Below are 26,478 nucleotides of genomic sequence, written 5' to 3' on the forward strand. Positions count from 1 at the left end.
TTAATTCTTAAGTTTCCGTCTTCTATCAAGAGCTTATACCTTGACAAATCATAAATATGATTTGTGATTAACACATCTCTTATAATTCATTCCATTTATTTCACTCCCTTTGCATTTTATATTTCTTTATGAGGAGTTAATGGTGAGAGAACCTAACTTAAACACCATGCTTATACTTAATTTAAAGTAATCCTTAGAAATGGATTAATAGGCAAGTACATACGCTAATCACCTATTAATAAAAAAGCGCTAAAACAGTTCCCACTGTTTTAGCGCTTTTTTTCACGTATTCAACTTAACAAATCTATAACCGTGTGTAACTAACACTTTTAATATCGCATATCCTGGAATGGCTAAAATAATGCCCATAATCCCGAATAAGTTTCCGGCAGTTAAAATGATAAAAATGATAGTAATCGGGTGAATATCTAACTTTTTACCCATGACTTGCGGAGAAATAAATTTACCTTCTGCTAATTGTACAACCATCATAACAATAATTACTTTTAACACCATTGCTGGCGAGTCGATAAATGCGATAATTAACGCTGGTGTAATCGCGATAATTGGTCCTACGTACGGAACGATATTTACAATCATCGCTAAAATCGCAAGTAATACCGCATATTTAATACCAATAATAAGATAACCAATTAATAGCATAATACCGATAAATAAGCTGACGATAATTTGACCTCTAATATACGAGCTAATCGCATAATGCATATCATCTAGTATTCTCATTGCTGCTGGTTGTCTTTGCTCTGAAATAAACTTTAAAAAGTGATTCGGCAATTGCTCACCATCTTTTAAAAGATAGAACAATATAAATGGAACCATTACAAATGTCAAAACAACCTCTGTAACAGTACTCAAAAATCCAGTTACATTCCCAGTTACTGATGATAATGACTTTGTAAAATCAACTGTGTATTCTTTTACCATATTCGCAACATTAATATTTAAATTCTCCTGAATTTTACCGAGTAAATTACTTTCCCCGAATCTACGTGCTGCTTGTTCAATCTCATGGCCAAAATACGGTAAGTTATCAATTAATGCATCAATTTGATCTTTAATAATAGGGATAACCGTTACAACTAAAAATACAAATAATCCTAGTACGATTAAATATATGGAAGCTATCGATACGATTCTTGAAACACCTTTCTTTTCTAAAAGCGAAACGAATGGATGTAAAATATAAAATAGCACGCCTGCTAATAGTACTGGGAAGAAAATTGTTTTTAAAAATACGATAAACGGTGTAAAAACAAATGATATTTTTGTTAGCAATAAAATATTAATGAACAATAACGCAAATCCAAGTAATACCGCCAAATAATTTTGTTCTCTAAAAAACTTTCTTAACTTATCTCTTTTTCTTATATTTATTTTCTCCAACGAAACCACCTCTTCGAATGATGAAAAGCCCTTATTCAGGGCTCTTCATCATAATCTATATATCTATTTCTTTGCAGCTTTCACTACAAATGATACAATAAAAATTAACACGATTGCACCTAATAATGCTGGCACGACATGAATCCCACCAAAAGACGGCCCAAAAGTTCCAAATAATTTACCACCTAATGAAGCACCTAATAAACCTGCGATAATATTTCCGAACATACCACCTGGGAAATTTTTACCCGTTATAGAACTAGCAATTGCACCTATAATAGCACCAACTATTAATGTGATAATCCATCCCATTTTTAGTCCTCCATTTCTATTATAGTTTGTATGATTTAATACAAACATATGTATTTATCATTGCTAATCATATTTCACTATAGAAATATATTTACTACTATTTTACATATGGAGATACATATATTATATGCAAAAAAGAAAAATATTGTCAAACTCACCCATAAAGCAATTATATTCATATACCATATTTAAAGGAGGCTTCATTATCTATGATTCTTAAGTTAAATTCCACTTCTTTTGAAGTAGCAACATCCATTTTACAGGTTCAAATTCCAGCTTATAAAGTTGAAGCAGACTACTTAAATAGTACTGCCATACCTCGTTTATATGATACTGTAAACGATATTCAAAATTGCGTTGAAACATTCTATGGATATTTTTCTGAAAATAAACTTGTCGGTTTTATTTCTTTTGTACAAGAAGAAAAACTAATCGATATCCACAGGTTAGTTGTATCGCCCAATTTTTTTCAAAAAGGAATCGCAACGAAACTCCTAATTTATATATTTAACATGTTTTCCTCTTCAATGGCATACATTGTACAAACAGGTAAAGCGAATACCCCTGCTATTACTTTATATAAAAAACACGGATTCATTACAGTATCAGATACAATACTTCCTGACGGTATGATTCTTACGCAATTAAAAAAGACAGAATACACAAAATAATTTGACTTGTTCGCTCCTTTATGTTATTTTTTACTTTATAAAACCTTTTGCTGAGTCCAAATTTTGGAGCGGGGGAACCATTTTTGTAGCTATGCTACTTGGGGCGAATCTTTTTTAAGTAGGGAAACTCTCACTTCCCGAGTCCGACAGCTAACCTCGTAAGCGTAATGGGAGAGGAAGGTGCTTTTTGCCTATGTTACACATTTTGCCTCCTTAATTATAAATATGGGATCGATATCAAATAGTCACCTATATTTATAGAAAAGGAGAATGTATTATGTTACGTTTATCTGATCACGCAATTAAAATGATGGAGCAAAGACTTCGCATTGAAAAACAACGCACATATCAAGCAAATAAGGTTGTAGATAACTTACATCACAAATACTTCTTTCAGCATATTTTTCAACCGAAAAGATAAAGAAAATGTTTATTTAATATTAAAAAACACAAGGTGTGTCTTACAAAGACATTCCTTGTGTTTTTTATATTCTTTATAAAATTCTCACTACATTTAAGCTTGCTGTAATCGCACCTGCTATAGTAGTCACATGCCCTACACCTAACGGGCCATTTTGTAATATTAATGTTGAATTGGCACTCGTCACATTCACAAGAAGTGTATTTGAAACGGCTGGTTCGATTACTACAGTTGATGTCGTTACGTTTTGTATAAAACTCCCTGTTAGTTGCGTTCCATTTAATAGCAATCTAACAGATACTGTCTCATTCCCACCATTTGCATCCCCTTGAAAATAGTAGCTTACTAAATATATTCCTGGCGTCGTTACTGTGACTGTCGTAGCACTAGTTAAAGATACACCAGTTCCATATACAGTGGATCCAGAATTAATTGGGATGTTGGCATTTGCTGCAATTGTGCTTGTTGATGTAGAAAAGAAATATCCGCCACCTGTCGATATAGCAGATGATCCTGTTGCTCCAGTTAAGCCTGTTGGACCCGTTGCTCCTGTTGGGCCTGTTACTCCCGTTCCCCCTGTTGCTCCAGTTATTCCTTGTATGCCTTGTATTCCGGTCGGTCCAGTTGCACCAGTCACTCCCGTCTGACCTGTTGCTCCCGCCTGACCCGTTACACCTTGTGGACCTTGGATTCCCTGTGGACCTTGTGGACCAGTTGCTCCAGTCGGGCCGGTTGCTCCAGTCGGACCCGTTACCCCCTGTGGACCTTGGATTCCTTGAGGACCTTGTGAGCCCGTTGCTCCTGTCTCGCCGGTTGCTCCAGTTGGACCGGTTGCTCCTTGTGGTCCTTGAATTCCTTGTGGACCTTGAGGACCCGTTGCTCCCGCCTCGCCGGTTGGACCGGTTGGACCGGTTGGACCCGCCTGACCAGTTATTCCTTGTAGACCTTGAGGGCCTGCCTGACCAGTTGGGCCTTGTGGACCTTGCACGCCTTGTATCCCCTGAATTCCTTGGGGGCCGGTTGGACCAATTGGACCTTGTATTCCCTGAATTCCTTGAGGACCCGTTGCTCCCGCCTGGCCGGTTGGGCCTTGTGGACCTTGCACACCTTGTATTCCTTGAGGACCAGTTGGGCCTATACTTCCTTGTGGTCCCTGAATACCTTGTATTCCTTGAGGACCCGTTGGACCTGTTATGCCACTCGGACCTTGTATGCCTTGCACTCCTTGAGGACCGGTTGAACCACTCGGACCTTGGATTCCTTGTAGCCCCTGTAAACCAGTTGGACCGGTCGCTCCCCTTACTCCTTGCTCACCTTGTATGCCTTGTATCCCTTGAGGGCCGGTTGGACCGATTGGCCCCTGTGCCCCTTGCACTCCTTGTGGACCAGTCGGACCGGTTGCTCCTACCGGTCCCTGGATTCCTTGTAGACCTTGCGGACCAGTTGGACCGGTTACCCCTTGTATCCCTTGTGGACCTTGAATGCCTTGATCACCCGTTGGACCCGTTGCCCCCATCGGTCCCTGTACTCCTTGCAAACCTGTTACACCAGTTGCTCCGGTCGGTCCCTGTATTCCTTGTACCCCTTGAATTCCAGTCGCTCCTGTCGCTCCTGTCGCTCCTGTTGCCCCTGTTGCTCCAGTCGGACCAGTTGGACCCCCTGGTGATCCTGCTGGACCGGTTGGACCAGTTGGACCTCCTGGTGGACCAGTTGGACCGGTTGCTCCAGTCGGGCCAGTTGCAGAACCTGTCGGACCAGTTATCCCAGTGGCTCCTGTTGGGCCGGTTGGACCTGGATCACCTTGTAAACCGGTTGGACCAGTCGGACCGATTACACCTTGCACTCCTTGTATTCCTTGTATTCCTGTTGGACCTACCTGCCCCATTTCTCCCTGGGGACCTTGTAAACCTTGAACACCAGTTTCCCCTTGCGGCCCTATTGGCCCCTGTTCCCCTTGAATTCCTTGAGAACCAGTTGGACCGGTTGGACCAATCGGACCCTGTATTCCTTGTATTCCGGTTACACCTTGTAAACCACTACCTCCTAAATTACCTTGCACACCTTGTATACCAGTATTTCCAGTTGGTCCAGTCGGACCAATTTCCCCTTGCACTCCTTGTATTCCTTGTATTCCTGTTGGGCCGGTTGGACCGATTTCTCCTTGCATTCCTTGTATGCCTTGTATTCCTGTTGGACCGGTCGGACCGATTGGGCCAGGAATTCCTTGTATCCCTTGAATACCAGTTGGACCAGTCGGACCTCTTTCTCCTTGTATTCCTTGAACACCTTGTATTCCCTGTGGGCCTCGTTCTCCCATAGGTCCTTGATTACCTTGAGAACCTTGTGGTCCAGTTAAACCAGTTGGGCCGGTTGGACCATTTTCTCCTTGCACCCCTTGCACTCCTTGTATTCCTTGTGGGCCGGTTGGACCGATTGGACCTTGTACGCCTTGTATTCCTTGCGGTCCAGTTGGTCCACCTAAAGCACCAGTTGGACCGGTTGGACCAGTGGGCCCCGTAATACCTGGCGGTGGAAAAGGAATAGGTGCTTGAAACTTACTACACTTATCTTGATTCTTCACAAGCATCTCCCCCGTTATAACTAACGTATCAAACTATTTTTAATACATTTAAACTAGCTGTTATCACACCAGATAATGTCGTTACATGCCCGATAGCTAACGGACCATTTTGTAAAGACAAAGTTGCATTTGAAGAAGTAACTTCAATGACCATCGTATTCGAAACTGCTGGTTCTAATATAAAAGTACCTCCTGTAACATAAAAAATAAAACTCCCTGCGACTTGTGTTCCATTTAAAGTAAGCCTCACTGAAATTGTTTCATTTCCGGCAGTTGGATCACCTTGAAAATAATAGCTTACTAAATAAATTCCCGGCGTACTTAACGTTACAGTTGTTGCATTTGTTAAACTGACATCAGAACCAAAAACTGTAGATCCAGAATTAATTGGTATTAACGCATTCGCTGCAATTGTACTCGTTGAAGTAGAAAAGAAATAACCGCCCCCACTAGGTAAACCAGTCGCTCCTGTCGCTCCCGCTATTCCAAAGAAACCTATTGAACCTGCACTACCAGTTGCTCCTGTCGGTCCCACCACGCCACTTGGGCCCTGACTACCTTGTGCTCCAACTGGGCCTATACTACCACTAGCACCTGTCACCCCACTCGCTCCAATTGGGCCTTGCAACCCTTGAATACCTTGTATCCCTTGTATTCCTTGCGGACCCGTTGCACCTGTATTGCCTGTCGTTCCCGTTATTCCTTGTATTCCCGTAATCCCTTGAACTCCTTGCACACCTTGTGGTCCAGTTGCCCCGGTTGCTCCAGTAGCCCCAGTTTCACCCGTTGCACCTGTAATTCCAACATTTCCTTGTGGGCCTTGTGGGCCTTGACTACCTTGCGCCCCTTGGACTCCTTGTGGGCCTGTTATACCGACTTCCCCTGTATTTCCTTGGGGACCTCTAATTCCTTGTGCACCTGTTGGACCGATAATTCCTTGCACACCTTGTATTCCTTGCACTCCTTGCGCTCCTGTTGGACCCGTTATTCCTTGTAATCCTTGAGGACCTTGCAAACCGATAGCTCCAGTCGGTCCTATTATTCCTTGCACTCCTTGAGGACCTTGGGCACCTTGTGTACCTGTCAATCCGGTAGTCCCTTGTATCCCTTGAACACCTTGAGGACCTTGTGTTCCAGCTGCCCCTGTTTCCCCTTGAATTCCTTGTACGCCTTGGATTCCTTGTGCTCCAGCTGGGCCGGTTGCTCCTCGGATTCCTTGTGCTCCTTGAGCTCCTTCCGCTCCTGTAACACCAACTGGACCAGCTATCCCTTGTATTCCCACCATTCCTTGTGCACCTGTTGGACCTATCACACCTTGAATACCTTGAATACCTTTAGGACCTTCTGCACCAGTTGGACCAGTTACTCCCAGCGGACCTTGTATTCCTTGAGAACCTTCTGCACCCGTTGGACCTGTTATACCTTGGTTACCTTGAGGACCTTGTGCTCCTTGTACTCCAACTGCTCCAACTACACCTTGGGCACCTTGCGCTCCCCTTACACCTTGATGACCTGTTGGACCTGTTATACCTTGCACACCTTGCCCTCCAATTGGACCTATCCCTCCGCTTACACCTGTTGAACCGGTCGCACCCGTTGGACCTGTTGGACCTCCTGGTGGACCGGGTGGGCCAGCTGGTCCAGTCACTCCACTAGAAGGGCCAATTGGACCGGTCACTCCCGTCGGACCGCCCGGTGGTCCTTCTGAGCCTTGAGTACCAATACTACCCGTCGCTCCTGTTATACCTCTTATTCCCTTTATCCCTTGAAAACCTGTTGCTCCCGTTATACCTTGTATTCCTTGCACACCTTGTGGTCCTTGTAAACCTATTACACCTGTTATCCCCTTTATTCCACTTATACCTTGGGCACCTTGCATTCCAGTAGAACCAGTTGGACCCACTTCACCTTGTATTCCTTGAGCTCCTTGTGGGCCTTCCTCTCCAGTAATTCCTTGTATACCTTGGAAGCCGTCTTCTCCTTGTATACCAATAGCCCCTTGCTCTCCTTGTATTCCTTGAACACCTTGAGGGCCTTGTGGACCAGTTACACCCGAGACTCCAGTTACGCCTCTTTCTCCCTGCATTCCTTGTGCCCCTGTTTGTCCTCGCTCACCTATTTCCCCTTGTATTCCTTGTATACCTTGTATTCCTTGACTACCAGCAGGACCCGTAGCTCCTTGTATTCCTTCTAATCCTTGTACTCCAATATCACCAATTAGACCTTGGTTTCCGATTAATCCTTGAGCACCTTGGAGACCAGTTGGGCCAGTTATACCTTGCTCTCCTGTATCACCAATAACTCCTTGTATTCCTTGTGCTCCTGTTGTCCCTCGGGGACCTTGTATCCCCCTGATACCTTGAGGACCTTGGGGCCCAGTTGCTCCCGTCGGTCCAGTCACCCCTGTAGGACCAACAGGACCTTCATGCCCTCCAGTTGGACCGATTGGACCACTATTACCTGTCGGACCCGTTGCTCCTATAAGCGGAAGAGGCAGTGCCACTCCAAATTTTTTGCACTTTCTATGATGACGCACAACAATCCCCCTTCCCCAAAATAATTACACCTTTTATATGAAATGCATTTTTATAAGAAAAGTACACCTTTGACCTCATTTTTTTAAAATAAAGAAGCCTATCATTTCATCTATTTGAAACGATAGGCTGCTTTTTATAAAACACTTTACTTTCTCGCCTTAATAATAAAAGTAATTGGCACCATTCTAGCTTTATATAAAGAATAGTATTTCGTAGACATAGACAGGTCAGCTAGTTCTTCATCAAATGAGCTCGATGGTCCAGGCTCTTCTATTAATAAAAAGATTCGACCATCGTATGTGACAGTCGAATCTTTTTATTGTTCATATTCAAGATGATTATGCCTTTTACAACCAAACAAATAGCACCCACCTATAAAATCCGTTTCAAATTCTAACCCTGGAACATATCCAGATTTGATACGTTCTACCATTGTTTTATAACAATTATTCTCTTCTGTATATTCCTCAATTAACTCTTTCTTATCGTTTTCTGTCCAGTTTTCTTCTACTTCTTCATTCTGGACATCTTCTATTTCTGCTGTTTTCGCTTCGATACATTCCCGTATAACTTCATTTATACGGGAGAAATTATTCGTTTTATATAGAGCATACACAAATCTACCAATCCAATTAGGACTTTTCCAGCATTCTTTATATCCCTTTTCGAACCATTCAATTGCTTCTTTATAGCAATTCAACTCAACATATAAATCTGCTACATTAATTTCCCCTAAAAAATTATCAGATTCCCTGTTAAAAGTATCTAACTTCTCTTTTGCTTCTGTCGTTCGTTCTAAATCAATTAAACATTTTACATAGCTATACATGATATAGTCCGAATCCCCTGCAACTCGCAAGAAAAAGTCTGAAGCTTTTTCCAGCTCTCCAAGGTTATAATGCGCTACAGCTACATTATGATATGCTTCATCTGATGGTTGAATCGAAATAGACTTTTGTAATGCTTCTTTCGCTTCTGTCCATTTTTCTTGTTTCATGTAAATGTCCCCTAAGATGTTATAAGGAAAGTATGAAGAAGGATTAAACTTAACAACTTCTCTTATTAATTCAAGAGCTTTATCATCATTCTCTTCCTCATAAAAGTACATCCAAGCCAGATTATTGAGAGATTGTACGTCTCTAGATTCATGTACTGCTTGTTGAAACAGTTCCATTGCTTCCTCATATTTATTTTGTTCAAACATTTCAATTGCCTTCTCATTAATGTTCAAATAACTACCTCCGAAGTAAATGAATTCATCTATCCCCTATCATTATTGTAAAATGTAAAAATTATAATTTCTATAAAAAAATTTCTTTCTCTCGTCTACATTTCGATTGAAATAGAAGCTAAAACATACGAATTTACAAAAATCAGTAAATTTTTCATTCTCCCTTAAATTGGATATACCTCCTGTTTCATTTTACATATTATGGTACAATTAAGAGGGTACTAACTAAACATTTACGCTCCGCACTAGTAATCTAGCAATACAAAAATCAAAAATCACATGGAATCGGAGGGGATGTTATGAAACAGAAATTACTTGTTCTTCTATTCACCGGAATCATATTATCAGGATGTTCAACTATAGCAGAGAATTCTTTAGAAAGCGGGAAAGGCAGTATGGAATTACTAACACCAACGATCACAGCAAAAGATAATGAATTAGAAATTAAAACTAAAGGCATTGATGAAAATAAAGTAACTTTTATTTATGTTGCTAATAAAAAAGTGTTAGAACAAAAGCTAAAGAATGGTGAATCCTACAAGCTTAACATTAAAGATATCGAACACGCTCATCGGACAGACTACAAACCAAAAGTTCAACTTTTACAAACGAAAGACGATGATGATGGAGAAATAGTAACCTTCAAACAAGTTAGATATACAGTTAAAAACTGATTTTAAAGTTGTTTCATTATAAATGTAACAAAAGAAAATATACTTTTAACAGTAGGATAAATGTAGGGGGTGCTAACATGAAAAAACGATGGATTTCTTGGTGGATTGGTAACCTATTTTGGATTATCGTTTTTGGAATATGGGCCGCTATTATTTGGTTACGAGAGGTTGATGGTGCTGGTGTTATTCAAACACCTGAAATTAAATCAATATCACTTATCGTTTTATTAATCACGTTTATCATACCGGTATTTTTTCAAATTATATGGCTAATCATTAATTTGAGAATGAGTAAAAAACATAATTATACGATTTAGTTTTTTTGAATTAACAGATGAATATTTTTCATAAAAAAAGAGAGGAATCTACATCAAAATAGATTCCTCCCTTTTACATTTAGACTTATACTGCGCTTTTAATGCATCACTATTCCTCTTTTTTACGATGCATGTTCATCTTTCTTCTTCATTAACGCTCTTTTCTTCATCGCCTTCGTTAAATATCCACCCTTAAACGAGCGAATTTCATACGAAGACATAAACGCTTTCGGTGCAATTTCATTAATGATTTCTAAAAGCTCTTTCTCTCTAGAACGCTTTGCGACGATATCTAAGCGATAACGTATAGAATTAATACCTTCGCCTTCAAATACTGTAACGCCAAATCCAGAGTGACGTAACTCATCTACTAATTCATTACAACGGTCTAGTAAACTAACTTGATACGTAATATAACCAATTGCTAATTTATTCTCTATATAACCGCCTAATAACAGTCCCGCACTAAAGCCAATGACATAGGCAACGATGTTCATCCAATTTGATAAATCTTGAAACACAATACCTAAACTGACAATGTAAATAGCTCCTTCTAACAATCCAACACCAGCAGCGGATCTTGTTTGATTCTTTACAAGCAAAATCGTACGGATTGTTAATATTGGAACGTAAATAATTTGAAGCACAAAAATAAGTAGCGCTTGTAACATTGGTATCCACCTCTTTCAAAAAGTCTTTTGTCATAATAACATACATAACCTTTAGAAATCGATGGGTTTTTTAAAATTTTTTTATTATTTTTCATACTATTGAAAAACGCAAAAAAGAAGCGTATTATATTTGTCATTAATTTGATTACTTGTATCATATCGCTAAACTAAAAAAGGAACCCGATTAGGTCCCTTTCATCATAGCTCTATATCTTTCGAAGCATGTTCCCTTTGCTTCTCTTCTTCTTTCACTAATTGCATATTTGCATAAGCTAAATTTGCAATCATTAAAAAGTGACCACCTAAAATACCTGTACCGAATGCCCACATTTCCATTTCATGCTCAATTTCATACATGATGATAGCGCCTAAAATAGCAGCTGCAAATCGGTTTAAAACTCCTAATCCAGGAGCCTTTTCCTTCATTACGATACTTTTCCCGAGTTTCTCCACTCTGCGAGCTAATAACCAAAGACAATAAGCACTTACTGCTAATCCAATACCGAACCCTGTCACTTGTTTTCCAAACGGAGTAATCGTCCACATAAGTAGTAAACCACTAAAGATCACATACAATTGTAATCGATATACACGTAAGGCTTCTTGAATCAAAATATCCGCTCCTAAGTTCTCATTTTTTGTACTTTAGAAGAAAAGCAGCAACTTACACAGTTGCTGCTTTCTCTTCTTCTTGTTCTTGTTCCATCTTACGAATTTCAACACGTTTAATTTGGTAAGCGTCTTTTTCTAACACTTTAAATTCATAACCTTCTGCCTCAACGTGTTGTCCTTCTTCGATTTCATGATTTTGCATCATAATCCATCCACCGATTGTATCCACATCATCTTCTTCGATGTGTAATCCAAATAAATCTTTCACTTCTGAGATAAGCACTTTTCCATCAACAATAATATGTTGCTCGTTCACATGTTGAATTGGCGGTGCTTCATCTTCATCATATTCGTCACGAATTTCGCCGACGATTTCCTCCAAGATATCTTCAAGCGTTACAATTCCAGCTGTTCCTCCGTACTCATCATATAAAACAGCCATCGGAATTCGCTTCTTCTGCATTTGAAGTAATAAATCGTGAATTGGAGTCGTTTCCATCACTTCAATAATCGGACGCATATACGAGCGAATAGATGATAAATCTTTTTGATCCTCGGTCATATATCGAATAAAGAAATCTTTTACGTTGACCATACCGATAATATCATCTTTATCTTCTCCAAAAATCGGATAACGTGTATATCGCTCATTTTGGATTACTTTCATGTGTTCTTCTACTGAATCTTCCAGGTAGAAACCAACGATTTCTGTTCGCGGTACCATAATCTCTTTTGCAATACGATTATCAAATTCAAAAATGTTATTTACATACTTGTATTCAGCTTGATTAATTTCGCCACTTTCATAGCTATCTGAAAGGATAAGACGTAATTCTTCTTCTGTATGAGCTACTTCATGTTCTGAAGCTGGCTTTAAACCAAATAAACCAGTTATCACACGAGCTGAACCGTTCAATACCCAAATAAATGGATACATGATTTTATAGAACATCATTAATGGACCTGCCAATAATAACGTTACCCTTTCAGCCTTTTGAATTGCCATCGTTTTTGGAGCTAATTCTCCTACTACAACGTGTAAATACGTCATAATCATAAAAGCAAGACCAAATGTTAATACTGATGAAATAGAAGGATTTAAGTTCCATTTCTCAAATAACGGGTGTAATAACTTTTCAATTGTCGGTTCACCTAACCAACCTAATCCCATAGCCGTAACTGTAATACCTAATTGACAAGCAGATAAATATTCATCTAAATTTGTTGTTACCTTTTTCGCTGCTAAAGCACCGCGTTTTCCTTCCGCAACAAGCTGATCGATACGGCTTGAACGTATCTTTACAATCGCAAACTCTGCTGCTACGAAAAATCCAGTAAATGCGATTAAAATCGCAACCATGACTAAATTAAATATTTCCAATGAATCCCCTTAGTTAAAAAACTAAGGTGTCCACCTCCTGTATACTATAATGTTTTCTTATTTGTTTGTTAGAAAACATAGCCCGATACAAAAATTAAAGAGGTCGGATTTCACTTATTCTATAATAATAGAGCAAGTGTCTGTATTAAAGCTGTCGTTTGACCTGATAAAGATTTCGATATTTTTTCACGTTGTGAATCAGTCAATTCATCTAAAAGCGGTTTTAACTCAGTAAGCTCCACTTCTAATCGATGAATATGGTCTGTCACTTCATTCACTTGTTTCGAAACGTGTTCATTGATACCGAGCAGCTTCTTCTTCTCCTCGATTTTCTCTTTAATCTCACAAAGCGGCATATGCATTTCTTTGCACTTCTCAATAAATTGTAATGTCTCAAATGCTGTTTCGTCGTAATAGCGATAATTAGATTGAGATCGCTCCGCTTTTAAGATACCTAGATTCGTATAATAATCAATCGTTCGTTTCGACACGTGAGCCATGAGAGCCAACTGTCCGATTCGATACACCTTCCCAACGATCTTCCCCCCTTGTTTATATTACTTACATCATACAATACATAAACTGTACAGTCAAACGTGACGGTTTATTATTCACAATTTATACACAACTTCATATATTTTCTTAAACTTATAGAATATGGTTTTACTTATATAATTAAATTATTAAATTTCATTAATTACGTGCTAGCCAAATATATTTATGAAATCACCTGTTCTTTTCAATTTTTCTTATTTTAGAACATATCGTTCTATTTCTAAAAAATTAACTCAGTACAATAAACTGAAAATTAAGTTATAATATCATTATAAAATTATGAAGGAGGAATGCACTCATGTACTACAACACTTCATTCGAAAACGATCAACCTGTAGGCCGTCTATAAACTAAGACGGGCTTATAACACATACACTATGCCTCGTCTTAGGGAACTCATATTACCCTAAAAATAGACGGAGGTACTTCAAATGAAACAAACAATTTTAGGAGCTATATGCTTATCACTAGCAGCAAGTATATGGGGCGGTATGTATGTTGTTAGCAAATACGTACTCGATTTCATTCCACCACTAACACTCGTTTGGCTACGCTTTATTATCGCTTTTGTTGTTTTATATGGCATTTTGAAACTAGCTGAGAAAAAGCAAAAGAAAAAAGTAACCCTTCGCAAAAAAGATTGGCTCCTATTCGCTTGGATTGGATTTATCGGCTATTTCATTTCGATCACATGCCAATTTATCGGAACAAAATTATCCGACGCTCATACAGGCTCGTTAGTTACATCAGCTACACCTGCATTTATGATTATATTTGCAGCGCTCATTTTGAAAGAAAAACTAACTGCTCGTAGACTTTTATCTACTATAATAGCGACAATCGGTGTCATTATCGTAATCGGATGGGATATTGAAATTGGCTCCTATTTTATTGGAACAATCATTTTAGTTGGAGCCGCTATTACGTGGGCTTTACTATCTATTTATGTAAAAATCGCTTCAATCCAATTTTCATCCTTAGTTATTACAACGTACGCAATTTTCTTTTCACTCTTTTTTATTACACCTTTTATGATATGGGAGCTACAAGCGGCCTCTATCGGAACAGTAAATACGTACGTAATATTAGGCGTATTATACTTAGGAATCGTCTCAACAGCAGGTGCCTTTTTCCTTTGGAATAAAGGATTAGAATTACTGGATGCAAGCATAGGTTCCTTATTTTTCTTCTTCCAACCTATCGTTGGATCGTTACTTGGTTGGCTCTTATTAAATGAAACATTAAATAGTAACTTTTTTATTGGTGGTATTCTTATTATATGTAGCGTTTTAATTACTACTTTTGAAAAGAAATAAAAAGCAGGCAGAGATTCTCTTAGTCTCTGCCTGTTCGCATTATTGGATCTTGGTCGTGAAAACCAATACAAATCGGTATATTATTTTGCACTTCACTACGTACACTTATAAAACTACACAGCGTTTTAGCAATTAAATATAAAGTGATACCGATTGCTTTTTCACTTGTGTCAAAGCCATTTTCATTATACATATCCGCTAATTCTACAGACTCCGGTCCCTCAACATCATATGTCCATTCAGAAGCCCAATCATCATCCTCTTCTTCAAGTGGAGCATACTCCTCACAAATATAAAACTGACTAGTCCACTCGTTATCAAGGTCATACTCAAAATAAATCGCTTTTGCTTCTTCATTAGTAGCCATTTCTACAGCTGCATCCAAACCTACTCGAATACTTACCTTATATGACTCTACATCAATTACTTTAATTCGTTCTGCATATTCTGTAGACGCCAACATGCAACAAATATCATAATACTTCGCTTCTATTTGCTCTACTGCTAACGAAAAGACATCCTCTTGCATCTCTTCTAAATACTGAAATATATCCACACTAAATACTCCTCACTCTTTACGCACTCCAATGCGATGGACGAGACAATAATTTCGGTAATTTCGTATGTTTGTCCCCTCTAGCAGCATTAACTTGAACTTGCGTCAGAAAAATACTATTAGTAAAATCAGCCCCGCGAATATCTGCATCTCGCAAATCTGCTCCGATGAGATCTGCTCCTCTTAAATCTGCACCATTTAAGTTAGCCGCAATTAAGTAAGCTCCTCTTAAATTTGCACCTTGTAAATTTTTCTTTTTCAGATTCGCTCCCATAAGGTCTGCTCCGCGGTGAATGATTCGTTTCTTACGCGCAGTATTCATTTCCTTCCATACTAATTCGCTCGTTTCTAAAAGAAGAATGTTCACCTCTGCCCTATGCATTGGAACATTTATTTTCATTAACTCATCTGGATTTAAATTCGAAAGTCGCTCTGTCTCCTCAATTGCGGTCTCTAGCTCTTTATGAATTGGCTGTGTTGCCTTTAAAAGAATCGCTTCATTCAAATACCAAAGCATTTCATGAAGTTGATGCATAACCGGAAAAGCATCGTACATTTTTCTTGCATGCTTTGCATCTTTCCTCCAATCAATCCCTTTAAACGTACCCTGAGAAATCTTCTGCCCAGCACCGAAACATTCAAATACTGTACAACCTTTATAACCTTTTCCTCTAAGATTTTTATGTATACTACATTTAAAATCTGATTGTAAGTTGGAACATGGTTTACCACCATCTTTATTCACTGCAAAATCTACCGATGCTGCAAACGGTAATGCAACGCAACATAGACCGAAGCATTTTTCGCAGTTTGCTTTTAAATGATCGTTATGATTAGTCAAAATCTATACCCCCTGTTGTCTTTTGACTATTTCATAATATTCCAACTGTAATAAATAATCAATTTTAAAATAAACCAGCATCTTTCGTTTCAATTCATAACTTTATCATTCGATTTCCTTTCAATTGAAAAGGACTATTTCTATTTAATGAATTATAATTAAATTATAAATTTTCTAACTAAAAAGGAGACTTATTATGGCACTAGAAATGAAAACAAACTGTCAAATTTGCGATCAATCGCTCGAACAAAATTCTGAAGCATACATTTGTGTATATGAATGTACATTTTGCGCACCATGTACAGAAGAAAGACATAACGTTTGTCCAAACTGCGGCGGCGAATTAGTACGTAGGCCAAAAAAGAAACAATAAAAAGCAAAGCGATATCGCTTTGCTTTTGTTTAGGCATCTGAAATTATATATTTAAAAACTTCACACAAACAGGCTCTGGCACAGCAACATCAGATTGTAAAAGTGTTAACTTACCTGTAGATTCATCTCTTGAAAATAACACAAGATTATGTGACTTTTCATTTGTAGCAACAAGGAACTTTTCAGTAGGATCTAATACAAAGTCTCTTGGCCAATTTCCTTCTGTAGATGTGTGTTCAACAAATGTAAGCTGACCTGAACTTTGATCTACGCTATAAACAGCGATACTATTATGACCACGATTACCTGCATATACAAAACGGCCGTCAGAAGAAATATGAATCGCACTTCCTTGATTATTTTCATCAAACTCTTCTGGAACAGCAGAAATATACTGTAATTCTGTAAAGGATCCTTCTGCAGGATTATAGGTTAACACAATAACCTCTGAACTAAGCTCCGTCATCACATATGCATACTTTCCATTCGGATGAAAAGTAATATGTCTTGGACCACTTCCTGGATTTACAGATAAACGATTCACTTCTGTTAATGTACTATCTTTTACTTCATACGTAATTATTTTATCTATCCCTAAATCAACGCCCACTACATATTTTTCATCAGGAGTGTACCCCGCGTAATGTGCATGTGGTTTTTCTTGTCTTTCTTTATTCGGACCTGAACCTTCATGTGCCATAATAGATGAAGCAGGATTTACAGTTCCATTTTCTTCATTTATTTCAAAAGACTCAATCGTTCCTTTATGGTAATTCGCTGTAACTACTGTATGATTTCCCCTATCAACACTAATATGACAAGGAGAAGCACCTTCTACTACTTGTCTATTTTTCGCTTTTAGTTCTCCAGTATGACTATCAATGGAATACGCAGCTACACCGCCAGATTCGCCTTCCTTAACAACGGAATAGAGATATTCATTATTTCGGTTAATCGTTACATATGTAGGGTTATCCAGCTTAGCGGCAAGTGTTACATTACTAATTTTTTTTGCTTCTGTGTCTAAAGTAAACTTATATATTCCTTCGCTATTTTCTTTCGTGTAAGTTCCAACATATCCAATAAACTCTTTGTTATCCTTCATTTTCATAACCCTCTCTCCCTATATTTTTCGTTCATCATGCTTCTTAAAATATTTTATGTTGAAAGAATATCCTAAAAAATCGGAGTACCTCTTTATACGTTACCATATTTTCTTGGTAAATAGCTTTTAAACCCACTTTTTTTGATACGCTGCTATACTTTCATATTCTTCTTCCAATTGACGGGACAGACGGATATAGATTGGCGTTAAATCTTTATATTTTTCCACACTTTCCATGTTTGGCTCATGATGGAAATCTGCACCTACCATTTCAGAAACTACATGCAACGTATCTACTTCACCTAGACTATATAAACCGAGGATTGCAGCTCCTAAGCAAGAGCTTTCGAAACTTTCCGGAACATATACGTCTTGATGGAAGATGTCCGCCATCATCTGTCTCCAAAGTTCCGACCTTGCAAAGCCGCCTGTCGCTTGAATTTTTTTCGGTTCGCCAATTAACTCTTTTAAAGCGAGAAGAACCGTATATAAATTATAAATTACTCCTTCTAAAACAGCACGGATAAGATGTTCTTTCTTATGATGCAATCCGAGTCCAAAGAAAGATCCTCGTGCATTTGCATTCCATAAAGGAGCTCTTTCCCCTGCTAAATACGGGTGAAACAATAAACCGTCAGATCCAGGATTCACTTTTGCTGCTATTTCAGTAAGTACTTCATATGGATCTTTCCCTAAACGCTTTGCAAGCTCAATCTCTGAAGTACCCAATTGGTCACGAGCCCATCTGAAAATCATACCGCCATTATTAACTGGTCCACCGATTACCCAATGGTCTTCAGTTAACGCATAACAAAAAATTCTACCTTTTGGATCTGTTACAGGACGATTTGTTACAGCACGAATCGCACCGCTTGTACCAATTGTAACAGCCACAACGCCAGGATCTATTGCATTTACACCTAAATTAGATAGTACTCCATCACTCGCTCCTACTACAAAAGGCGTAGAAACAAGTACATTCATCTCTTTGGCAAGCTCTTCATCTAATCCTGTTAAACTGTGCGTTGTTGGAACAAGCTTTGAAAGCTTTTCATCTGTAATTCCCGCAACATGTAAAGCCTCTTCATCCCATTTTAAAGATTTCAAATTAAACATCCCTGTTGCTGACGCTATAGAATAATCAATTACATACTCTTTATATAACTTGTAAAAAACATATTCTTTAATAGAAATGAATTTATAACTTTTTGCGAATAAATCTGCCTGCTCATTCTGTAGCCAAACTAATTTCGAAAGTGGTGACATCGGATGAATTGGTGTCCCAGTACGAAGGTAAATTTCATGACCATTCATATCATTCTTTATTTTCTCCGCCCAGCTTGCACTTCTATTATCTGCCCAAGTGATACATCTCGTTAACGGCTCTCCCTTTTCATCTACGGCAATGATACTATGCATTGCCGAACTAAAAGAGACACAAAGAATATCACTTGGCTGTACACTACTTGATCGTACAGTTTCTTTAATCGTATGTATTACTGCACGAAAAATTTCTTCTGGGTCTTGTTCCGCTGTTTCAGGCGTAGGAGAATATAAAGGATATTCAATTCCATGACTAGCAATAACAGATCCATCAGTAGAAAATAGAACTGATTTTGTACTAGTTGTCCCAATGTCTACACCAACCATATATTTTGAGCTCACCATTTCTTCCTCCTAACAAAAAATTGTTACAGTATCCCACCATAAAAATACATACCTTTTATCTATTGATAACGTTGTATGCCACAATTATCTAAATAGAAACATCTTTATCTTAAACAAACATATCGAGTAGTAAAACTCCTCCAAAAGCGATAAATGAAAGTAACGTTTCTAATACAGTCCATGTTTTAAATGTTTCTTTCACTGTTAACCCTAGGTATTCTTTTACCATCCAAAAACCAGCATCGTTTACGTGTGAAAACATTAATGCTCCTGCACCTGTTGCAATAACGAGTAACTCTAAGTTCACACCTGTTGTATTTTCAACGATTGGTGAAACGATGCCTGCTGCTGTTGTTAAAGCGACTGTCGCTGACCCTGTCGCAATTCGAATTAGTCCTGCTACTATAAATGCTAATACAATTGGAGATAGAGCTAAATGCTCAGACATTTGAGCAATAGCATTGCCTACACCACTATCGATAAGAATTTGCTTAAATCCCCCGCCGGCACCAATAATCGCAACAATTGAACCGATTGGTAATAAGCTATCTTCTGTTACCTTCTTAATAGCCTTTTTATCGATACCTTGACGAAATCCAAGAAAATAAAACGCTGCAAAACATGCAATCAATAACGCAATGATAGGACTACCGATTAATGTGATAATCTTCATCAAAGTAGTAGAAAGTGGAACATAAGGAGCCGCTGCAGCTAAAACCATTAACATAACAGGTAACAAAATAACTAAAAATGAAACTCCTATTCCTGGTAATTTCGTTGATTTTGTATTTACACGAATCAATTCTGGCTCATTTTCAGGAATTACACGTTTATGAATCCATTTCGCAAATATAGGACCTGCAACAATCGCTGCAAAAAATGTAATAATGAGTGAATACAATAGTACCTTCCCAAGATTCGCTTTATAAATACCAATTGCTACAATTGCCCCTGGATGCGGCGGAACAAGGCCGTGTACGACAGATAGCCCAGCAATTGCTGGTAACGCTATCAATAAAATATTTTGTTTCGTAGTTTTATGAATTGAAATTACTAACGGCAACAATATTAAAATACCTACTTCAAAAAACACCGGAATTCCAATAATAAAACCTGCAATTAACATAGCCCACGGTAAGTTTTTTATCCCAAAGGATTTAATAAAGAACTCTGCCACTTGCATTCCAGCACCTGACTCTGCCATCATTTTCCCTAAAATTGTACCTAAAACTAAAATACCTACTAAATGCCCGAGAACACTCCCAACTCCCGTTTCATAAGCACTCACTATTTTATCCATTGGCATTCCAGACATAATTGCTAAAAACAAACTTGCAACCGTTAAACTAATAAACGCATGCCATCTCCACCACGAAACCCCTAAAATAACAATTACAATTGATAATAATGTAATCATTAAAAGGTACATATTCATACTTAATCCCCCTTTATGTAAACCCTTTCAAAAATGCTATATAATGAAAAGAACCTATATAGTTCTTACTTGAGTAAAAGATAGCTTTACATATTGATATGCACTTAAAAGCATCCTCACATCATAATGATTTATACAAAAAGAATCTCCCTTATCAGAGATATACTTTAACTCATCTCTCTGATAAGGGGATTTCTCTTTCATAATTATAATGTCATTGTGATAAACGCTTCGCGCGAGCAAATTTTCCTTTTTTAAAAGTGAATGACGCTTTCTTCTCTTGCTGTTTTCACATAGTAAGACTACAAACTCGGGATCCAGTTTAAACGATGAAGTTACTTAGAATTTGTCCTCTCATGAAAAGCAATTTTCAGCAAGCCCCTTCACTTTTATACATTATAATTTAGGAGCTTTCGCCCAATCCGCAGCAAACTTCTCAATACCTTGATCTGTTAATGGGTGCATAGCAAGTTGCTCGATTACTTTATAAGGGATTGTTGCAATGTGAGCACCTGCCATCGCTACACGAGTTACATGATCTGGATGTCTGACAGAAGCCGCAATAATTTGTGTATCTAATTGATGAACATCGAATAATTCAGCAATTTTAGCAACTAATAGTACACCATCTTCAGAAATATCATCTAAGCGTCCTAAAAATGGAGAAACGTACGTTGCACCTGCTCGAGCAGCTAAAAGTGCTTGGTTCACAGTGAAAATAAGTGTAACGTTCGTTTTCACACCTTTTTCAGTAAGATAGCGACAAGCTTCTAATCCTGCTAGCGTCATTGGAAGTTTTATCGTGACGTTTTTATCGCCACCGTTAATTTTAATTAATTCTTCTGCTTGAGCAATCATTTCTTCAGCTGTAACAGCATCTGGCGTTACTTCTGCCGAAACAGACTCAACTTTAGGTACTGCCTGACAAATTTCTGCGATACGGTCTTCAAACTTAACGCCCTCTTTTGCTACTAAAGAAGGATTCGTTGTAACACCAGCTAAAACTCCAAGTTTATATGCTTTTTTTATGTCCTCAAGATTTGCAGTATCAATAAAAAATTTCATGATCAATTCCCTCCAGTTTTTAAACGTTGATGAGTTACATGTTTAATATGCTTATCCCGTAAAAGCCCGATTGATGTGGAATAAAGCCCCTACTTATTAAAGTTTCACTTTATTTCTTTTCTACTGCATGTCCGCCAAATTCATTGCGCAGAGCTGCTACAACTTTTCCTGTAAATGTATCATTGTCTAATGAGCGGTAGCGCATTAATAGAGACATTGCGATAACAGGAGTTGCTGTTTGAAGGTCTAATGCTGTTTCTACTGTCCATTTTCCTTCACCAGAAGAATGCATAACACCCTTAATTTCATCCAGTTTTGCATCTTTAGAAAATGCATTTTCTGTTAATTCCATTAACCAAGAACGAATGACTGAACCGTTGTTCCATACTCTTGATACTTTTTCATAATCGTAGTCAAATTCACTTTTCTCTAGAATCTCAAATCCTTCACCAATAGCAGCCATCATACCGTATTCAATTCCGTTATGAACCATTTTTAAGAAGTGACCACTACCAGCTTTTCCAGCATATAAGAATCCATTTTCTACAGCAGTATCGCGGAAGATAGGTTCAACGATGTCCCAAGCTTCTTGATCTCCTCCGATCATGTAACAAGCACCATTACGAGCGCCTTCCATTCCACCAGAAGTTCCTGCATCCATAAAGTGAATGCCATCTTCCTTTAATTGCTCATATCGGCGGATAGACTCTTTATAATGTGAATTACCAGCTTCAATTAGAATATCTCCTTTTGATAAAAGTGGTGTAACCTCATCAATAACAGAATCAACAACAGCGTGTGGTACCATTACCCAAAGAATTCTTGGTGATTGTAATGACTGAACAAGTTCACTTAAACTAGATGTACCCGTTGCCCCGTACTCTTTCATTTCTTCTACTGCGCTCGTATTTAAATCAAATGCTACTACTTCATGTTTATGATCCATTAAATTTTTCCCTAAATTTAATCCCATTTTACCTAACCCAATTAATCCTACTTGCATAATATAATTCCTCCTCAAATTATCTTTTATTAAAAATCCATATCACTACAATCTGGAATACCTTTCAGCACTGAAATGTTAGTATGTACAGAAAGGTATTCACAGTCATAGCTTAAGAATTCAACACATTTTTTGTAATTTGAACAACATTTTCTGTCGTAAATCCAAATAGATTCATGACTTCAGTTCCAGTTCCTGAAGCTCCAAATGTTTCAATTGATAGTACTTTTCCTTCTTGTCCTACATAACGTTCCCACCCGAGAGATACACCCATCTCAAGAGATACTCGTTTCGTTATAGAAGACGGAAGAACGGATTCTTTATATTCGTTCGATTGGCGATCGAATAACTCCCAGCTCGGCATTGCAACGATGCGAACAGAAACTTGTTCTTCTTCTAATTTTGCTTTCGCACTAGCAGCTAAGGATACTTCAGAACCTGTCGCAATTAAAATTACATCCGGATTTTCATTTGTTTGTGTTAATACGTAAGCTCCTTTAGAGAGATTCTCTATGTTCGCTTTCGTTTCATTAAACACCGGTAAATTTTGACGGCTCAGTACTAAAACGACTGGACCATCCGTTTGCTGTAAAGCATACGCCCAAGCACTTGCTGTTTCATTTGCATCTGACGGACGGATAACTGTTAAACCAGGAATTGCTCGAAGCGCTGCCAATTGTTCAATTGGTTCATGCGTTGGACCATCTTCTCCTACAGCAATCGAATCATGTGTAAATACGTAAGTAACAGGTAAATTTTGCAGTGCAGCCAGTCGAATCGATGGACGAAGGTAATCATTAAATACAAAGAATGTACTTACGAAAGGTTTTACTCCTCCGTGGAGAGCCAGTCCATTCGCTGCCGCGCCCATTGCATGTTCACGTACACCGAAGTATATATTTCGTCCAGCATATGATTCTACTGCATATACTGCTTCACCTTTTATATCTGTCATCGTAGAATGAGAAAGATCCGCACTTCCACCGAAAATAGAAGGAATCGATTTCACATAATGATTAATAGCTTCCCCACTTGCAACACGAGTGGAAATCGTTTTTTCAGTATCAAAAGATAGAATGTCTTTCGCTTCAATTAAAACATCACCTGTAATCGCTTTTTCTAATTCATCTGCTAGCGCAGGATTCGACTCTCTGTATGAGTTGAACTGCTCATTCCAGTCATTTTCTTTTTCAATACCTTTTTGTTTCAGTTCATTAAAATGAGCTGTTACTTCTTCAGGCACAAAGAAGTCTTCCTCATAGTGCCAACCATACACTTGTTTTGTCGCTGTCGCTTCTTCTACTCCAAGCGGATTACCATGTGCTTTGTTCGTTCCAGCAACTTTTGGACTTCCATAACCTATAATGGTTCTAATTTCTATAAGAGTAGGTTGATCCGTATTTTCTTTCGCTGATTGAATAGCTTTTGTAATAGCATCGACATCGTTTCCATCTTCAACTCTTACATATTGCCAATGTACAGATTCTGCCCTTTTCTGAATATCTTCAGAGAAAGCAATGCCTAATTCACCATCAAGTGAAATTTCATTTGAATCATACAGTACAATTAACTTGCCAAGTTTCATATGTCCTGCCATTGACATCGCTTCATAAGCGACACCCTCCATTAAGTCACCATCTCCGACTAAAGCGTACGTATTGTGATCTATAATAGAGTGACCATCCTTATTGAACTTCGCTGCTAAATGCGCTTCTGCCATTGCCATTCCGACAGCATTCGCAATCCCTTGTCCTAACGGGCCTGTCGTCGCTTCAACTCCAGGAGTATGACCAAACTCAGGATGTCCTGGTGTTTTACTATTTAACTTTCTGAAGTTTTTCAAGTCATCAATTGAAACGTCATATCCAGCTAAATGAAGTAAGCTATACAGTAGGCTCGATCCGTGTCCCGCTGATAAAACGAATCGATCACGGTTAAACCATTTCGGATGATTAGGATTGTGATTTAAATGATTCGCCCATAATGCATAAGCCATCGGTGCTGCTCCCATCGGAAGACCTGGATGACCTGAATTTGCCGCATTAATAGCATCAATTGATAATGTACGAATTGTATTCACTGCTAATTGATTTATGTTTTGTGTCATAGTAATCGTCCCCCTACATGCTTTCATGAAAGAAAGTACTTATTTTTCCGTCTCTTGATCTAACCACCATTTAAATCCACTTTCTTGCAATAATTCATTAGACGCATCTGGACCATATGAACCAGACTCATATTCATGAAGTGGTAATAAGTTCTCCTCGAATGCTTCAAGAATTGGTTGTACCCATTCCCATGACAATTCAACTTCTCTCCAATGTGCAAAGAATGTAGCGTCTCCACTCACCGCATCATGAATGAGTCTTTCATACGCTTCAGGTACTCCCACATCCGCTTGCTCACAAGTAAAGTTAATACGCATCGGTTCAATTTCTCCATTTTTCAATGGATTTTTACTATTTAACTGTAATGAAACGTTCTCACCTGGACTAATTTCAATTATTAATAAGTTAGGTGCTGCATTTGGATTACTATCTTGATATTGCTGTTTTAACGTATTTTTAAATTCGATTACAATACGAGTAGACTTTTCTTTCATTCGTTTACCTGTTCGTATATAAAATGGAACGCCAGTCCAAAATGGATTATCGATCCACAGGCGAGCAGCAACAAATGTGTCTATGTTAGAAGAAGGATTTACTCCTGGCTCCTCTTTATACGCTACAACTTGTCCGCCTTTTATTTCTCCTGAAACGTATTGACCGCGAACGATATGGTTTTGAACGTCTTCTTTTTTCACTTTACGAAGCGTCTCCATTACCTTTCGCTTTTCCTCTCGAATTTCACATGCATTAACCTTTTCCGGCAGATTCATAGCAGTCATCATTAATATTTGTAACATATGATTTTGAACCATATCTCGAATGGCTCCTGCCTGGTCATAATATCCTGCCCTTTCTTCAACCCCAACTGTTTCACTAGCTGTGATTTGTACATTCGCTATATGTTCTTTATTCCAAATCGACTGGAGAACAGGATTTGCAAATTCTAGCGCTTCAAGGTTTTGAATCATCGGTTTACCTAAATAATGATCAATACGGTATATCTCGTCTTCTTCAAACGTGCGACTAAGCTTATCATTCAGCTCACGAGCAGATGCAAGGTCGTGCCCAAACGGTTTCTCAATCATCAGGCGTTTCCATCCATCTGTTTTATCAAGTCCGCTTTCCTTAATATTTAAAGCAATCGTCTCGAAAAATTCAGGAGCAACTGAAAGATAGAACATTCTATTACCTTTTATATGTAGCTCTTCTTCCCTTTCACGAACGACTTGTAATAATCTCTCATAGTCTTCCGGCTTACTCACATCTAATGGACAATAGCGAAAGTTATCTAAAAAAACTTCGAGTTCTGGAGTACCTTCTTCTCTATGACGGGAAAACGTCTCTATTGATTCTTTTATTCTTTCTTGAAAATCCACATGAGATACTTGACGTCTCCCAAGCCCGATAACGGATATTTGCTTTGGAAGCTTTTGATCTCTATATAAGTTATATAGTGCGGGGTAAATTTTGCGTTTCGCTAAGTCCCCTGTCGCTCCAAATAAAACAAAGGTCATTGATTCCAATTTCAGTCCCCCTCTTGTTGTATAATCCTTGTCAATATTTTAAAAATGAATTGTACAGAAGCCCCTGTTTTTATAAAAAAAACAAAGAGTTATCAAATTCCAATTCCTTTTATACCTT

Annotated in this window: 24 protein-coding genes, 1 pseudogene and 1 riboswitch; of the genes and pseudogenes, 6 read left to right on the forward strand and 19 right to left on the reverse strand. The window is 38.2% G+C overall.

All coding sequences use genetic code 11. The features are described 5' to 3' along the window. Positions 1–282: 282 nt before the first annotated feature. Positions 283–1,404, reverse strand: coding sequence for an AI-2E family transporter (locus ACX9TM_RS16945; protein WP_000411484.1), 1,122 nt, complete (start codon positions 1,402–1,404; stop codon positions 283–285). A gap of 63 nt (positions 1,405–1,467) precedes the next feature. After that, positions 1,468–1,716, reverse strand: a complete 249-nt coding sequence (locus ACX9TM_RS16950) for a GlsB/YeaQ/YmgE family stress response membrane protein (protein WP_000539727.1) — start codon at positions 1,714–1,716, stop codon at positions 1,468–1,470. A gap of 209 nt (positions 1,717–1,925) precedes the next feature. Between ACX9TM_RS16950 and ACX9TM_RS16955 the strand changes: the two genes are divergently transcribed. Together ACX9TM_RS16955 and ACX9TM_RS16960 are read left to right on the forward strand one after the other, a co-directional pair. Continuing rightward, positions 1,926–2,387, forward strand: a complete 462-nt coding sequence (locus ACX9TM_RS16955) for a GNAT family N-acetyltransferase (RefSeq protein WP_065382079.1) — start codon at positions 1,926–1,928, stop codon at positions 2,385–2,387. 38 nt (positions 2,388–2,425) lie between these two features. Then, positions 2,426–2,568: riboswitch (cyclic di-AMP (ydaO/yuaA leader) on the forward strand. Between the two features lie 96 nt (positions 2,569–2,664). Then, a complete protein-coding gene (locus tag ACX9TM_RS16960; protein WP_000945243.1) occupies positions 2,665–2,808 on the forward strand; it encodes a hypothetical protein in 144 nt (47 codons plus the stop codon). Between the two features lie 73 nt (positions 2,809–2,881). On the opposite strand, the gene ACX9TM_RS16965 is transcribed toward ACX9TM_RS16960, so the two are convergent. The 4 genes and pseudogenes from ACX9TM_RS16965 to ACX9TM_RS16980 all read right to left on the reverse strand — a co-directional run bounded on the left by ACX9TM_RS16965 (position 2,882) and on the right by ACX9TM_RS16980 (position 9,157). Continuing rightward, the gene (locus tag ACX9TM_RS16965; protein WP_050279510.1) at positions 2,882–5,395 is read right to left on the reverse strand and encodes a BC_3345 family exosporium-associated protein; all 2,514 of its coding nucleotides are present in this window, start codon (positions 5,393–5,395) and stop codon (positions 2,882–2,884) included. 22 nt (positions 5,396–5,417) lie between these two features. Beyond that, the gene (locus ACX9TM_RS16970) at positions 5,418–7,925 is read right to left on the reverse strand and encodes a collagen-like protein (protein WP_050252092.1); all 2,508 of its coding nucleotides are present in this window, start codon (positions 7,923–7,925) and stop codon (positions 5,418–5,420) included. A 146-nt stretch (positions 7,926–8,071) separates the two neighbouring features. Beyond that, a pseudogene (locus ACX9TM_RS16975) lies at positions 8,072–8,200 on the reverse strand (ubiquinone biosynthesis protein UbiE); the annotation flags it as partial. 42 nt (positions 8,201–8,242) lie between these two features. After that, positions 8,243–9,157, reverse strand: coding sequence for a tetratricopeptide repeat protein (locus tag ACX9TM_RS16980; protein ID WP_063220402.1), 915 nt, complete (start codon positions 9,155–9,157; stop codon positions 8,243–8,245). A gap of 299 nt (positions 9,158–9,456) precedes the next feature. Here ACX9TM_RS16980 and ACX9TM_RS16985 point away from each other — a divergent pair, with 299 nt between their 5' ends. Both ACX9TM_RS16985 and ACX9TM_RS16990 read left to right on the forward strand, forming a co-directional pair. Continuing rightward, complete coding sequence (locus ACX9TM_RS16985) at positions 9,457–9,831, forward strand: hypothetical protein (protein WP_065382499.1); 375 nt, start codon at positions 9,457–9,459, stop codon at positions 9,829–9,831. A gap of 77 nt (positions 9,832–9,908) precedes the next feature. After that, a complete protein-coding gene (locus tag ACX9TM_RS16990) occupies positions 9,909–10,148 on the forward strand; it encodes a DUF3923 family protein (RefSeq protein WP_000747696.1) in 240 nt (79 codons plus the stop codon). Positions 10,149–10,270: 122 nt separating this feature from the next. On the opposite strand, the gene ACX9TM_RS16995 is transcribed toward ACX9TM_RS16990, so the two are convergent. The 4 genes from ACX9TM_RS16995 to ACX9TM_RS17010 all read right to left on the reverse strand — a co-directional run bounded on the left by ACX9TM_RS16995 (position 10,271) and on the right by ACX9TM_RS17010 (position 13,339). Further along, positions 10,271–10,819, reverse strand: a complete 549-nt coding sequence (locus ACX9TM_RS16995) for a DUF2179 domain-containing protein (RefSeq protein WP_000938438.1) — start codon at positions 10,817–10,819, stop codon at positions 10,271–10,273. 198 nt (positions 10,820–11,017) lie between these two features. After that, the gene (locus tag ACX9TM_RS17000; protein WP_000613875.1) at positions 11,018–11,431 is read right to left on the reverse strand and encodes an ATP synthase subunit I; all 414 of its coding nucleotides are present in this window, start codon (positions 11,429–11,431) and stop codon (positions 11,018–11,020) included. A gap of 52 nt (positions 11,432–11,483) precedes the next feature. Then, on the reverse strand, positions 11,484–12,812 hold the full coding sequence (locus ACX9TM_RS17005; protein WP_002183782.1) for a hemolysin family protein: 1,329 nt from the start codon (positions 12,810–12,812) through the stop codon (positions 11,484–11,486). Between the two features lie 119 nt (positions 12,813–12,931). Then, the gene (locus ACX9TM_RS17010; RefSeq protein WP_000285639.1) at positions 12,932–13,339 is read right to left on the reverse strand and encodes a MerR family transcriptional regulator; all 408 of its coding nucleotides are present in this window, start codon (positions 13,337–13,339) and stop codon (positions 12,932–12,934) included. Positions 13,340–13,798: 459 nt separating this feature from the next. Here ACX9TM_RS17010 and ACX9TM_RS17015 point away from each other — a divergent pair, with 459 nt between their 5' ends. Next, on the forward strand, positions 13,799–14,683 hold the full coding sequence (locus tag ACX9TM_RS17015; RefSeq protein WP_063220401.1) for a DMT family transporter: 885 nt from the start codon (positions 13,799–13,801) through the stop codon (positions 14,681–14,683). A gap of 19 nt (positions 14,684–14,702) precedes the next feature. Here ACX9TM_RS17015 and ACX9TM_RS17020 read toward each other — a convergent pair whose 3' ends face one another. Together ACX9TM_RS17020 and ACX9TM_RS17025 are read right to left on the reverse strand one after the other, a co-directional pair. After that, positions 14,703–15,239 (reverse strand): hypothetical protein, encoded by a 537-nt coding sequence (locus ACX9TM_RS17020; protein ID WP_000350943.1) that lies wholly within the window; start codon positions 15,237–15,239, stop codon positions 14,703–14,705. Positions 15,240–15,258: 19 nt separating this feature from the next. Then, positions 15,259–16,080 carry a pentapeptide repeat-containing protein gene (locus tag ACX9TM_RS17025; RefSeq protein WP_000181430.1) on the reverse strand — a complete coding sequence of 274 codons (822 nt, stop codon included), beginning with the start codon at positions 16,078–16,080 and terminating at the stop codon, positions 15,259–15,261. A 196-nt stretch (positions 16,081–16,276) separates the two neighbouring features. On the opposite strand from ACX9TM_RS17025, the gene ACX9TM_RS17030 reads away from it, so the two are divergent. Next, positions 16,277–16,453 (forward strand): DUF1272 domain-containing protein, encoded by a 177-nt coding sequence (locus tag ACX9TM_RS17030; protein ID WP_001162793.1) that lies wholly within the window; start codon positions 16,277–16,279, stop codon positions 16,451–16,453. 43 nt (positions 16,454–16,496) lie between these two features. On the opposite strand, the gene ACX9TM_RS17035 is transcribed toward ACX9TM_RS17030, so the two are convergent. From ACX9TM_RS17035 to zwf, 7 genes are all read right to left on the reverse strand, one after another. Continuing rightward, positions 16,497–17,564: a lactonase family protein gene (locus tag ACX9TM_RS17035; protein WP_072770173.1), complete on the reverse strand. Its 1,068-nt coding sequence runs from the start codon at positions 17,562–17,564 to the stop codon at positions 16,497–16,499. Positions 17,565–17,684: 120 nt separating this feature from the next. Continuing rightward, complete coding sequence (gene gntK / locus ACX9TM_RS17040) at positions 17,685–19,226, reverse strand: gluconokinase (RefSeq protein ID WP_065382242.1); 1,542 nt, start codon at positions 19,224–19,226, stop codon at positions 17,685–17,687. Between the two features lie 109 nt (positions 19,227–19,335). Continuing rightward, the gene (gene gntP, locus ACX9TM_RS17045; RefSeq protein WP_065382243.1) at positions 19,336–20,661 is read right to left on the reverse strand and encodes a gluconate permease GntP; all 1,326 of its coding nucleotides are present in this window, start codon (positions 20,659–20,661) and stop codon (positions 19,336–19,338) included. 396 nt (positions 20,662–21,057) lie between these two features. Further along, positions 21,058–21,726, reverse strand: a complete 669-nt coding sequence (fsa, locus tag ACX9TM_RS17050; protein WP_000667692.1) for a fructose-6-phosphate aldolase — start codon at positions 21,724–21,726, stop codon at positions 21,058–21,060. 109 nt (positions 21,727–21,835) lie between these two features. Then, on the reverse strand, positions 21,836–22,729 hold the full coding sequence (gnd, locus tag ACX9TM_RS17055; RefSeq protein WP_001195924.1) for a phosphogluconate dehydrogenase (NAD(+)-dependent, decarboxylating): 894 nt from the start codon (positions 22,727–22,729) through the stop codon (positions 21,836–21,838). A 112-nt stretch (positions 22,730–22,841) separates the two neighbouring features. After that, a complete protein-coding gene (tkt, locus tag ACX9TM_RS17060) occupies positions 22,842–24,836 on the reverse strand; it encodes a transketolase (RefSeq protein ID WP_000193012.1) in 1,995 nt (664 codons plus the stop codon). A gap of 39 nt (positions 24,837–24,875) precedes the next feature. Next, complete coding sequence (gene zwf, locus ACX9TM_RS17065; RefSeq protein WP_000445365.1) at positions 24,876–26,360, reverse strand: glucose-6-phosphate dehydrogenase; 1,485 nt, start codon at positions 26,358–26,360, stop codon at positions 24,876–24,878. Positions 26,361–26,478: the final 118 nt, after the last annotated feature.

The organism is Bacillus sp. LH1, assembly GCF_057924895.1.